The 12,003-nt window shown below is 67.8% G+C and carries 14 protein-coding genes; 4 read left to right on the plus strand and 10 right to left on the minus strand.

Translation table 11 applies throughout. The annotated features are described in order from the left end of the window. Nucleotides 1-106: 106 nt before the first annotated feature. The 4 genes from A9Z05_RS16485 to A9Z05_RS16500 form a co-directional block, all read right to left on the minus strand. Nucleotides 107-541, minus strand: coding sequence for a GNAT family N-acetyltransferase (locus A9Z05_RS16485; protein ID WP_069619027.1), 435 nt, complete (start codon nt 539-541; stop codon nt 107-109). 176 nt (nt 542-717) lie between these two features. Then, nucleotides 718-1,185: a nucleoside deaminase gene (locus A9Z05_RS16490; protein ID WP_069619028.1), complete on the minus strand. Its 468-nt coding sequence runs from the start codon at nt 1,183-1,185 to the stop codon at nt 718-720. 95 nt (nt 1,186-1,280) lie between these two features. Continuing rightward, entirely contained in the window at nt 1,281-1,751 is a 471-nt protein-coding gene (gene cynS, locus A9Z05_RS16495) for a cyanase (protein ID WP_069619029.1), read from the minus strand. 36 nt (nt 1,752-1,787) lie between these two features. After that, on the minus strand, nt 1,788-2,447 hold the full coding sequence (locus tag A9Z05_RS16500; RefSeq protein ID WP_069619030.1) for a carbonic anhydrase: 660 nt from the start codon (nt 2,445-2,447) through the stop codon (nt 1,788-1,790). A 113-nt stretch (nt 2,448-2,560) separates the two neighbouring features. Between A9Z05_RS16500 and cynR the strand changes: the two genes are divergently transcribed. Then, nucleotides 2,561-3,490 carry a transcriptional regulator CynR gene (gene cynR / locus A9Z05_RS16505; protein WP_069619031.1) on the plus strand — a complete coding sequence of 310 codons (930 nt, stop codon included), beginning with the start codon at nt 2,561-2,563 and terminating at the stop codon, nt 3,488-3,490. A 105-nt stretch (nt 3,491-3,595) separates the two neighbouring features. Here cynR and A9Z05_RS16510 read toward each other — a convergent pair whose 3' ends face one another. After that, entirely contained in the window at nt 3,596-3,799 is a 204-nt protein-coding gene (locus tag A9Z05_RS16510; protein WP_069619032.1) for a hypothetical protein, read from the minus strand. 227 nt (nt 3,800-4,026) lie between these two features. Here A9Z05_RS16510 and A9Z05_RS16515 point away from each other — a divergent pair, with 227 nt between their 5' ends. Next, on the plus strand, nt 4,027-4,902 hold the full coding sequence (locus A9Z05_RS16515; protein ID WP_069619033.1) for a LysR family transcriptional regulator: 876 nt from the start codon (nt 4,027-4,029) through the stop codon (nt 4,900-4,902). A 27-nt stretch (nt 4,903-4,929) separates the two neighbouring features. Here the strand turns inward: A9Z05_RS16515 and A9Z05_RS16520 are convergent, their stop codons facing one another. Both A9Z05_RS16520 and A9Z05_RS16525 read right to left on the minus strand, forming a co-directional pair. Continuing rightward, entirely contained in the window at nt 4,930-5,481 is a 552-nt protein-coding gene (locus tag A9Z05_RS16520) for a hypothetical protein (RefSeq protein ID WP_069619034.1), read from the minus strand. Between the two features lie 128 nt (nt 5,482-5,609). Next, the gene (locus A9Z05_RS16525) at nt 5,610-5,960 is read right to left on the minus strand and encodes a hypothetical protein (protein WP_069619035.1); all 351 of its coding nucleotides are present in this window, start codon (nt 5,958-5,960) and stop codon (nt 5,610-5,612) included. A gap of 475 nt (nt 5,961-6,435) precedes the next feature. Here A9Z05_RS16525 and blaOXA point away from each other — a divergent pair, with 475 nt between their 5' ends. Then, entirely contained in the window at nt 6,436-7,248 is an 813-nt protein-coding gene (gene blaOXA / locus A9Z05_RS16530; RefSeq protein ID WP_371090899.1) for an OXA-1043 family class D beta-lactamase, read from the plus strand. After that, a complete protein-coding gene (locus tag A9Z05_RS16535) occupies nt 7,245-8,384 on the plus strand; it encodes an acyltransferase (protein ID WP_069619037.1) in 1,140 nt (379 codons plus the stop codon). The genes blaOXA and A9Z05_RS16535 overlap by 4 nt, the downstream gene beginning before the upstream one ends. Nucleotides 8,385-8,425: 41 nt before the next feature. Here the strand turns inward: A9Z05_RS16535 and A9Z05_RS16540 are convergent, their stop codons facing one another. From A9Z05_RS16540 to A9Z05_RS16550, 3 genes are all read right to left on the minus strand, one after another. After that, nucleotides 8,426-9,013, minus strand: a complete 588-nt coding sequence (locus tag A9Z05_RS16540) for a class I SAM-dependent methyltransferase (protein WP_069619038.1) — start codon at nt 9,011-9,013, stop codon at nt 8,426-8,428. Nucleotides 9,014-9,491: 478 nt separating this feature from the next. Further along, complete coding sequence (poxB, locus tag A9Z05_RS16545) at nt 9,492-11,213, minus strand: ubiquinone-dependent pyruvate dehydrogenase (RefSeq protein ID WP_069619039.1); 1,722 nt, start codon at nt 11,211-11,213, stop codon at nt 9,492-9,494. Nucleotides 11,214-11,459: 246 nt separating this feature from the next. After that, nucleotides 11,460-11,987 (minus strand): Lrp/AsnC family transcriptional regulator, encoded by a 528-nt coding sequence (locus tag A9Z05_RS16550; protein ID WP_069619040.1) that lies wholly within the window; start codon nt 11,985-11,987, stop codon nt 11,460-11,462. Nucleotides 11,988-12,003: the final 16 nt, after the last annotated feature.

Below are 12,003 nucleotides of genomic sequence, written 5' to 3' on the forward strand. Positions count from 1 at the left end.
CCGGCGCGGAGCGGGCATTCAGCGATGCCGCCCCGCGCCCGATGCCGACGCCCGGATACCGATTTTCGCGCTGCGCGAGCGTGCTTGCCGCGCAACGCGAACTGCTTCAAAGCACCTTGACCATGAACACGCGCGCCGCGCCTTCCGGCTCGCATGGCACTTCGCCGAACGTCTCGTAACCGTGCTTCCGATAGAAATCGGGTGCCTGGAACGAGATCGTGTACAGCACCGCACGCGCGCAACCGCGCCGCTTCGCTTCCGCTTCGGCCTCGCGCAGCAACCCGCTGCCGAAACCGCCGCCGCGCAGCGATTCGGGCAGATAGAACAGATCGATGAAGAACAGGCCGAGCGACGTGCGGCCGGTGAGGCCGCCCAATACCTCGCCGGTCGCGGGATCGGTCACGTAGACGTCGAGCGCGGCCGTATCGGCGCGCCCCGTCATCGCATGGTTGAATTCGCCGAGCTTGCGGCTGATGAAGTCGCGGGCGGCCGGCTGCTCGGTGTCGGTCAGTTGAAGGGTGACGTCGGGATAGGCTGTCATGGAGGCGAACGCGTACGTGAAAAGACCGCCGGGCGTGCGGCGCCCGCGACGGGCGTCGCACGACTATAGCGCGTCGTCATGCGCTCATGCCACCGCGAACGAACGTCGCCGGCAGGCCGTGACGATCGCGCCGATCGTCACGCGCGCGCTGAACCGCGCCACCGTCGCACATCCCGTCACTTCGCGTTCAATTCCTTCCAGCGCCGGTACACGTCGATCGCGCCGTCGTGCTTGTGCTGCACCATCGGCAACCGGCGTTCCCCAATCGGCTTCGTGTATTCCGCATAAAACGTATCGAGCTCGAAGTACTTGCGGTCGTCGCGATAGAACGGCGCGTAGTCCTCGCGCGTCGTGACGTAGATCACGCGCTTCGGGCTGCAGTAGTACAGCGAGCCGAGGCACATCGGGCACGGGCTCGCGAGGATGTAGATCTCGCAGTCGGTCAGGTGCTCGGTACCGAGCTTGCGGCACGCGTCGCGCACCGCGAGGATCTCCGCGTGCGCGGTCGGGTCGCTGGTCTGCGCGACGAGGTTCGGGCTCTCGGCGACGATCTCGCCGTCGCGGACGATCACCGTCGCGAACGGGCGACCGCCCTCTTCCACGTTCTTCATCGCGAGATCGATCGTGCGTTTCACAAAATCCATGGGTGTGTCCTCGTTGAAACGACATGGCGGGAACGTGCGCCGGCCGGCGCACGGGCGATACTGCGCGACACCGTTGCAGCGGTGCCGTGCAGGCGTCAGAACGGCTTGGTCGGCAGGTACTTGCCGTCGAGCGTGATCACCGCGCGCGAACCGCCTTCGGGATCGTCGACCTTCTTCACGTCGAGCCGGAAATTGATCGCGCTGATGATGCCGTCGCCGAACTTCTCGTGCACGAGCGCCTTCAGCGTCGTGCCGTACACCTGCAGGATTTCGTAGAAACGATAGATGGTCGGGTCGGTCGGCACGCGATCGTCGATGCTACCGCGCAGCGGAATCGACTGCAGCAGCAGCACCGCGTCGTCGTCGAGGCCGAGCTTGTCGGCGACAACGCGCGCCGCATCGGCCGGCAGCGCATGCTGGCCGAGCAGCGCGGCCGTGACGAACGCTTCGCTCAGGCCCGTGCCTTCGGTAAGCTGCGCGAACGACAGGTTCTTGCGCGCCTTCGCGAGGACGACGGTTTCCGCCAGCGCGTGACGCGCCGTCTGACTGTGCTGGGACTGGATCATGGCAATTCCTCGTAGTGGAGTGAGAACAGGAGCGACTCAGGCCGCGACGGGCAGCGTCGCGGGGGTGGCGCGGACGCCGGGATGGTCCGCGAGGGACACGAAGCGGCCGCTCGCGCCGTCGTAGGCGTCGATGCAGCCCGATTCGATGTCGTAGACCCACCCGTGCAGCGCGAGACGCCCTTCTTCGAGCGCGAGCCGCACGGCGGGGTGCGTCTTCAGGTTGGCCAGTTGCGCGACGACGTTCTCGCGCACCATCGAGTCGATCCGCTCGCGCTCGCTGCGATGCGTGCGCGCCTCGTTCACGACCCGCGCCGAATCGGCATAGCGCAGCCAGTGGCCGACCGCCGGCATGTGGTCCATGCACTGGCAGGTCGCGATCGCGGTCATCGCGCCACAATCGGAATGCCCGCAGATCACGACGTCGGTCACGCGCAGCGCGGCGACCGCATATTCGACCGACGCCGACACGCCGCCCGGCTCCGGGCCGTACGACGGCACGATGTTGCCCGCGTTGCGGATCACGAACAGGTCGCCCGGTTCGCGCTGCGTGACGAGCTCCGGCACGAGCCGGCTGTCCGAGCACGAGATGAACAGCGCCCGCGGGTGCTGGCTGCGCGCGAGATCGCGAAACAGCGCGGCGCGCGCCGGATACGCGTCGCGCTGGAACTTCAGGAAGCCTTCGATGATGTCCTTCATCGCGTGTTCTCCGGTGCCGGTGGAATCGATGAAGGGCAGGTTACGCCCGGCTTCCGATAACGTAAAAGACTGATTTATGATCCGCTGGATAAGCACGACTTATAGGAACCGCCATGCTGCTGCGCCACATCCACTACTTCCTGGCCGTCGCCGAACACCGTAGCTTCACGCGCGCGGCCGCTGCGCTGCACGTGTCGCAGCCCGCGCTGTCGCAGCAGATCCGCCAGCTCGAGGACACGCTCGGCGCGCAGTTGTTCGACCGCACGGCGCGCGTCACGCGGCTGACCGATGCCGGCGACGTGTATTTCCGCTATGCGCGGCAGGCGCTGCACGATCTGGCGGAAGGCCGGCGAGCGATTCACGACGTGCAGGATATGAGCCGCGGCTCCCTGCGCGTCGCGGTCACGCCGACCTTCACGAGCTATCTCGTCGGGCCGCTCGTCGAGGCATTTCACGGCCGCTACCCGGACGTGTCGCTATCGATGCGCGAGATGTCGCAGGAGCGTATCGAAGCGCTGCTCGGCGACGGCGAACTCGATGTCGGCATTGCATTCGACGAGGTGCAGGCGGCGGATGTCGACGCGCAAACGCTGCTGGTCGAAACGCTCGCGCTCGTCGTGAACCGCGGGCACGCACTCGCCGGCAAACGCAAGGCCAGCCTGCACGCGCTGCACGACGCGCCGCTCGTGCTGCTCACCGCGGAGTTCGCGACGCGCACGCAGATCGACCGCTATTTCCGTGCGCACGACGTACAGCCACGCGTGCTGATGGAGGCGAATTCGCTCGGCGCGGTGATCGAAATCGTGCGCCGCACGAACCTCGCGACGCTGCTGCCGGTGACGATCGCGATCGAGCACGACGATCTCGTCGCGGTCACGCTCGATCCGGCGGGGCTGCGGCGCACGGCCGTGCTGCTGCAGCGCAAGGGCGCGTACCGGAGCGCGGCCGCGCGTGCGTTCGTCGAGCTGGCGCTCGCGCAGGGGGCGGAAAAATCGAAGGGGGAAGGCGGAGCGCGTGCAACGCGCAAAAAGGCGGCCGGCTGAACGCAGCCACGCGGAACGGAAGACGAACCGTCCCGCGCGGACGTCCGGCGTTTCAGTCGAACGAAACGCCGGCGTGACGTCGAAACGACGCGAACGAAACGCGCGTCAGTTGTACCCGAGGATCGCCACGGCCGCGACATCCGGCCGATCGATCGTATGGCCGACGAGCGACGTCATCGGTTCCTGCAGCACGGCCTGGTACGAGGTCACGCGCGCTTCTTCCGGCGCACCCGCGTCATCCGCGGCCGGTTCGTCGAACATCGCATCGAAACCGCTATGGAACACTGCCTGCTTCTGCGAAAAAGTCATCTCCACTCCTTTGCTTTGCTTTGATATGTCGTTGATGTTCCAGCTAGCCTGCTTCAACACCGCCGCACGCACGGGTGGGCCGTCATGCGCCGCCTCGGATCGCGCGAGCTGCGCGCGCGCGCCGCGCCACCCTCGGGCGAAACGCCACCGTGATCGCACTATGGCAGACACACAGCAACAATAAAAACGCATAATGCTGATCGTTACGTTCAGTTTTCCTGATACCTATGAAGATGCTCGATCACGACGTGCTGGCCACCGTCGTCGCCGTCGCGGAAACCGGCAACATGACCCGCGCGGCCGAGGCCGTGAACCGCTCGCAGTCGGCCGTGAGCATGCAGATCAAGAGCCTGGAGGACGCGATCGGCCGGCCGCTGTTCGTACGCAAGCCGCGCAGCATCGTGCTGACACGCGAGGGCGAGGTGCTGCTGGGATTCGCCAGGCGAATGCTGGCGCTGCGCGACGAGGCATGGGCGGCCGTGGTGCGGCCGGAAGTGACCGGCAAGGTCGTGATCGGCGTGCCGGACGACTATGCGTCGTCGCTGCTGCCGTCGGTGCTGAAGAAATTCTCGGCGACCTACCCGAAGGTCGAGATCCAGGTGATGGGGCTGCCGAGCAGCGCGCTCGCGCCGCTGATCAAGGAGGGCACCGTCGATCTCGTGTGCGGGACGCGCATCAAGGGGCTCACCGGCGACTTCATCCGCCACGAGCCGATGGCGTGGGCCGCGATGACGAACGGGCCGCGCGTCTGGGAGGAACGGCCGCTGCCGATCGCGGTGTTCATGCCGGGCAGCGTCGCGCGCGAGAACGCGATCCGCAGCCTCGAACGCGCGAAAGTGCCGTACCGCACGTCGTATGAAAGCCCGAGCCTGCTCGGGCTGCTCAGCATGGTCGAAGCCGGCCTCGCGGTCGCGCCGCTCGCTCGCTGCGCGATTCCCGCGCAACTGTCGATGCTCGGCCGCTCGCACGGGCTGCCCGACCTGCCGCCGCTCGAGCTGATTCTCGCGCGCAGCACGAAGTCGAAACGGCCGCCGTGCGACTTCCTCGCGGAACAGTTGATGGAAGACCTGCAGCGGCAGACCGGACAGACCGGCGACACGTGAGGCCGTCGGCGGCCGCTCGCCACGAGGTCACCCATGTCCGGCCGCGTGCAACGCCGCATTGACGATGCCGGCCACCGTATCGACGAGCGCTTCCAGCGTGTCGCCGTGCACGTACCGCCCGGCCGGCGGAACGTGCTCGCTGCGCCGGCCGCCCCACTGCGAGCCTGACGTGACCGACAGCGTCGCGCTGAACCGCTGGCCGTGCCGCCGGCCGAAGATGCCGATCCGCCGCTCGGCCACGTAAGCCTGTTCGGGAAGGAACAATCGAATCTCGACCGCCGCCTGATCGGGGTCGGCCGCGCACGCGTGCGCATCGAACGCCGGCGCGAATGCCTTGACGATGCGGAACGTCACGTGGGAATCCCACGCGGCCAGCGGCCCGCCGGCCGCATCGACGCGTTCGGCGTCCACCGACCACTGATGGTGATCGGGCACGCGAATCGCCTGGCGCAGCAGCACGTCCGCCGCGCGAACCGTCACCATCAACTGCCGGGCAAGCTGCCTGCCCGACGGCAACGCCGCGGTATGCGCGCGACGGGCAGCCGGGCGCGCAATACGCACTTCTTCCGTAAGGTACATGGGCCCTCCCTGTTCACGGGTAGCGCCGCGTTCGACGCAGCGCACAAACGGCCGCCGTCGCCGGCCGGCGGACAGCACGACGGCCGGCGAATCGGCGGCGGATGAGCCGAGCAATCGCCGTTCCCGATTCAACGGACGGCGGGCCGGACGCATATTCGGCGCGCGACCGGCCCGATCACCGCGTCGACTTGCTGCGCGATCAGCGTGTGCAGCGCGAAATCCAGATCTTCCGGCGCGATGTCGAACCGCACGTGAATCACGTTGCGCACGGCGCGCGCGCTGACGACGTACACGCCGAGCGGGGAATGGAGCAACGCGGCAAGCCGGTCGTGCGCGGCGTCGACGGAGTCGGCCGTCAACGTGACGGGCAGTTGCAGGCGCGGGCGCGGCGGCGGGAACGGCACGACGTTGGCGGATGCGCCGCCGCGCAACCGGCGGCCGGCGACATCGAAGGCGGGAAAGGGATGAATGAAGGTCATGGCGCGGACGGCGGCCGTCCCGGCTGTTCGACACGTGCCCAGCTTAGAAGAGACCGTATCAACGCCGTGCAAAAAAACGGGGCGGTCGTGCAAAAAACGGCATGCACGCGTCGGGATCGCGCCCCGTACGTCGCGCTTGCGGCGTCGGGCAATCACGGCGACGGCCGATCAGCCGTTTGGCGGACTCGCCCCGCCGGGCTCGCGGCGATATGCCGGGCGCTTTCCACGCGCCGCCTGCAGCCATGACCGTCTGGCGATGAACGTGCGATCGACATGCGCCGCCTGAACCGGTGACGGTCGCACGCATCCCCGTCAACCATGACAGGTCGACAACAGGCGATCCGTCGATACACTGTGAGCCGTCCCGACGACGGCGATCTCCGTCGTCATCGATGCCGGCCCTCGCTTCTTCGAGCGCGCCCGAGCCTTCGGCTTCCCATCCATCCCGCACACCGACCGCACGCTTGCCAAGGAGCTGCACTTGAAACACTGGCGCGACACGCTGTTCGTCTTCGCCGGCCTGCTGGCCGCCGCGTCCTCTCACGCCCATCCCGTCTGCACCGTCGTCGCCGACGCGGCCACCGGCAAGCTGCTCGTGCAGCACGGCGACTGCACGACCCGCGTGACGCCGGCATCGACGTTCAAGGTCGCGATCAGCCTGATGGGCTTCGACGCCGGCGTGCTGAAGGACGCGCACACGCCCACGCTCGACTTCCACGCCGGCTACCCCGACTGGGGCGGTGCGCCGTGGCGCGAACCGACCGACCCGGCGCGCTGGATGAGGCTGTCGATTTTCTGGTATTCGCAGCAGGTCGCGCAGGCGCTCGGGCAGGCACGCTTCCAGCAGTACACGAGCGCGTTCGGCTACGGCAACGCCGACGTCACTGCCCAGCAGGGCGAACGCCCCGGCGTGATGGGCGCCTGGGTCAATTCGTCGCTACGGATCTCGCCGCTCGAACAAGTCGCGTTCATGCGCAAGATCGCGCGCCGGACGCTGCCCATCAGTGCGCATGCGTACGACATGACCGAGCGCATCACGCTGATCGACGCACAACCGGGCGGCTGGATCGTTCACGGCAAGACCGGCACCGGCTCGCCGGGCTCCAAGTACGATGCTGCGCACGCGTACGGCTGGTTCGTCGGCTGGGCGACGAAGGGGCCACGCACGCTGGTGTTCGCGAACCTGATCCAGGACGACGAGCGGCAAATGCCCAATGCCGGCCTGCGCTCGCGCGACACGTTCCTCGCGGCGCTGCCGGCGCTCGCCGAAACGGCCCGGCCGCAATGAGCGCCGGCCCCCGCAATGCCCGCATCGACCTGCTGCGCGGCGTGTCGATCCTGCTCGTCCTGCTGCATCACTTCAACATCGCGTATCCGCTGCGCGACACCGCGCTCGCGCGCGTGCTCGGCTGGGACACGATCCATGCGATCGTGCGCAACGGCAACTACGGCGTGACGATGTTCTTCGCGATCTCGGGCTACCTGATCGCGTCGAACGCGCGCCGCCGCTGGGGCAGCCTCGGCGCGCTCGACGTGCGCGCATTCTATGTGTCACGGGTCGCGCGGATCGTTCCGTGCCTGCTTCTGCTGCTCGCGCTCGTCAACGGCCTCGCGGCGGCCGGCGTGCCGATCTTCACGAACCACGCGCCGCAGGGCATCGCCGTGTCGTACTGGCTCGTGAATCTGGCGTCGCTCACGTTCTGGATGAACGTGCTGATCGGCGCATACGGATGGGTCAACTACGCGCTCGGCGTGTTGTGGTCGCTGTCGGTCGAAGAGGTGTTCTACCTGACGTTTCCGCTGCTGTGCATCGCGCTGCGTCGCGACACGCGGCTGTTCGCGTTCTGGGTGATGACCGCCGCGATCGGTCCTGCGTATCGCTACACGCATTCGGGCGACGAAGGCGGCTTCCTGTACGCGTACTTCGCATGCTTCGACGGCATCGCGATCGGCTGCTGCACCGCGCTACTGGCCGAACGCGCCCGCTGGCGGGTACTCGCGGCCGCGCCCGTGCAATGGCTCGTGGCAACGGCGATGACGGTGTTCTATCTCGCGTGGCCGATCGCCGACAGCCACGTGCTCGGCGTATCCGCGATGGCGCTCGGCACGGCCGTGCTGCTGATCGGCGCCCATGCCGAACACGCACCCGCTCACGGCCGCCTGCTCGCGCCGCTGCGCTGGAGCGGCCGGCTCAGCTACGAGCTGTATCTGTTCCATCTGGTCGTGCTCGGCGCGCTGCGCACGTTCTGGCCGCCGTCTGCCACGCATGGCGACGACAAGCTGGCGCTGCTCGTCGCGTACCTGGCGCTGTCGGCGGCATTGAGTGCGGTCATTGCACGCGGCTATGCGGCGCCGCTCGACCGCTTCATCAAGCGGGTTGCGTCGCGGCCGCCGGTGCACGTGACGGACAGCGCGCGCGTGTAGCTGCTCCGGGTGGCGGCGAGCAAGGCAGAAGCCGGCCGCGGTCAGCCGGCGTATGCGGCAGCGCAGCGCACGGTCACGATGCGCGCCGGCGGAAGATTGGCCCAGACGATCCGGCTGTCGCACGCGACGAATGCCGAATCGCCCAGCGGATGACGGCCGGGCGGGCGCAGGTCGTAGGTAAATTGAATCATCACGCCATCGGCCGACAGCACGCGATGACATTGACCGACGATCGCCGCCACGTCATCACGCGGCAGCGTGCGCAGCGGCAGGCACGACACGATCGCGTCGACCGTGGCACCAGGCGGCAGCAACCGTTCGAGCTGTCGTGCGTCGCCCGACACGATCGAGATACCGGGAAAGCGTCGCCGCAGATGCCGCACGAACGCCGGCGAGCGTTCGACCACGACGAGGCGCCGCGGCGCCACGCCGCGTTCGAGCAGCGCCGCGGTGATCGCGCCGGTGCCACCGCCGAGTTCGACGACGAGCCCGTCGCCGTCCGGCACCGTGTCGGCCATCTCGCGCGCCAGATGCCGCGAACTCGGGCACAACGCGCCCACCGCGGCCGGCCGGCCGACCCACTCGCGCACGAACAGTGCCGAGACACGCCACGCGTTCGGCCACATCACCGGCGGGGCTCCGGCGCTTGGGCGGTGGGCGGCGGCGTGCCGACGACTGCGCGGGACAGGGCTACGGCGATACGGGCAAGGTTCATGCGCATCCTCCTGGGCGAATCGGTCCGCCGCAGGACGCGCGACGGTCAATCGATTCTAGGAAACGCAAACTTAAGGTGACGTGAAGATTGACCCTGATTTGCCTGACCAATTCGTGCCGGATCGGCGATCGACACGCTTCTGCAAGTGCGCGGGTTGCGCGGGATAGCGCTTGCCGCCGATCCGGATTTGCCCCGGCGCCGTCTGGATCTGCGCGAAATCGTCGGCGGTCAGTCTCCAGCGACAGAAATGGGGTCGGGACGTCGGCGCGCGATGCCTCTCTCCCGCGAACCATCATCTCGCCCACCGCCTCGAGGTCGTCAGCCAAAGCCGTGCGCGAGCGAGCGGGCTTTGAACCGCGCGCCATGCTCGCCACACGGCACGCGCCCCCCCTTCACCGCAAGTTGGTTCTCGCCAATTCGACGATCTCGTCGCCGCGCCCGCTGAGGATCGCGCGCAGCATGAACAGGCTGAAGCCCTTCGCATGCGCGATCTCGATCTTCGGCGGCATCGCGAGCTCGTACTTCGACGTGACGACGTCGACCACCGCTGGCCCGTCATGCTCGAACGCCGTGCGCAACGCTTGCTCGACGTTCTCCGAATGCTCGACGCGCACGCTGAAGATACCGGCGCCCTTCGCGATCGCCGCGAAATCGGTCGAGCTCAGGTCGACGTTCGTGTCGAGATAGCCAGCCGCCTTCAGCTCCATCGACACAAAGCCGAGCAGGCTGTTGTTGAACACGACGACCTTGATCGGCAGCTTGAGCTGGCGTGCGGTCAGCAGATCGCCGAGCAGCATCGACAGCCCGCCGTCGCCCGACAGCGACACGACCTGCCGCCCCGGATGCGCGCCCTGCGCGCCGAGCGCCTGCGGCATCGCATTCGCCATCGACCCGTGGTTGAACGACCCGTGCAGTTGCCGCTTGCCGTTCATCGTCAGGTAACGCGCGGCCCATAGCGTCGGCGTGCCGACGTCGGCCGTGAAGATCGCGTCCTCAGCCGCGACTTCGTCGACGATCTTCGTCAGGTACTGCGGATGGATCGCGCGGCCCGGCGGCTCGGCCACCGCGAGATCGTCGAGTCCCTTGCGCGCGGCCGCGTAATGTTTCAGCGCGTTCTCGAGGAAGCGCCGCTGCGTCTTGCGCGTCAGGCGCGGCAGCAGCGCCGCGATCGTTTCCTTCACGGTGCCGACGAGCCCGAGCGCGAGCGGGGCGCGATGGCCGAGTTGCGAACCCTTCCAGTCGATTTGCGCGATCTTCGCATTCGTCGGATAGAACGGCCGGTACGGGAAATCCGTGCCGAGCATCAGCAGCGTGTCGCACGATTCCATCGCGTGATAGCCGGAGCTGAAACCGATCAGCCCCGTCATCCCGACGTCGAACGGGTTGTCCCATTCGACGAACTGCTTGCCGCGCAACGCATGCACGACCGGCGCGCCGAGCGTGTCCGCCAGCGCGACCACTTCGTCGTGTGCGCCCTGCGTGCCGCTGCCGCACAGCAGCGTGACCGCGTCCGATTCGTTGAGCAACGCCGCGAGCCGGTCGAGATCGGCATCGGCCGGCAGGATCGACGGCGGCGCCGATTCGCTCCACGCGGGCGCTTCGTCGGGGCCGTCGCCGAGCGCGATGTCGCCCGGCAGCACGATCACCGCCACGCCGCGCTCCTCGATCGCGGTGCGCATCGCGCGCGCCAGCACGCGTGGAAACTGCGACGCGTTCGTCACCAGCTCCGCGAAATGGCTGCATTCACGGAACAGGTCCTGCGGATGGGTTTCCTGGAAGTAGCCCAGGCCGATCTCGGTCGACGGGATGTGCGCGGCGATAGCCAGCACCGGCTGGTGATTGCGGTGACAATCGTACAGTCCGTTAATCAGGTGCAGGTTGCCGGGGCCGCAACTGCCCGCGCACACCGCGAGCCGCCCGGTCGACGCGGCATCGGCGCCGGCCGCGAACGCTGCGCTTTCCTCGTGCCGCGTGTGCATCCAGCGGATCGAGCCGATCTGGCTGAGGCTGAACGACAGGCCGTTCAGGCTGTCGCCCGTCACGCCCCAGATGCGCTCGACGCCCGCTGCCGCCAGCGTCTTTGCCAGGTATTCCGCCATCGTCTGTCTTGCCATGATGCCCTCGCTCGTTGATCGATTGTCGATTGATCCGGCTCCGGCACCTGCGGCCTTCGCCGATGACGGAACGAGCATACGCGATCGTGCCACGCGGCGTCGTGAAGATGCGGGCGCCCCGCGCGGCGACGCGCAGCGACCGGATCTGCGGCAGTCCGCCCCTTTCGACGGCGTCGGGCAATCGTCGGCGCGTTGTCGCCGTTTCGTCTGAAACCTGAAACCGGACGGGGCGCCGGCGCCCCGCGCTCAGCCCCAGTCGGACGCCGACTCGTCCGGATCGACGAGCGTCAGCCCGGCCGCCGGCAGCGGCAGCGCGGTCTTGTAGCGCACCTGCTTCAGCGCGAAGCTCGACCGGATGTTCGACACGCCGGGAATCGTCGTCAGCCGCTCGATGACGAAGCGCTCCAGCGTGCGCATGTCGGGCATCACGACGCGCAGCAGATAGTCGGCGTCGCCCGACATCAGGTAACACTCCATCACCTCGGGCCGCTGCGAGATCGCCTCCTCGAAACGCTGCAGCGCATCCTCGACCTGCTTCTCGAGACTGACCTGGATGAACACGTTGATCCGCAGCCCGAGCGGCTCGGGATCGAGCAGCGTGACCTGCTGGCGGAACAACCCGAGCTTCTCCAGCGCGCGCACGCGGTTGAAGCACGGCGTGGCGGACAGGTTCACCGCGCGCGCGAGCTCCGCGTTCGTGATGCGCGCGTTCTGCTGCAGCTGGTTCAGGATGCCGATGTCGATGCGGTCGAGCCGACGCGGGTTTGCGCTCATGGTCGAAATATTCCGG

The sequence above is a fragment of the Burkholderia sp. A2 genome (genome assembly GCF_001729305.1).
Taxonomy (GTDB): domain Bacteria; phylum Pseudomonadota; class Gammaproteobacteria; order Burkholderiales; family Burkholderiaceae; genus Burkholderia; species Burkholderia sola.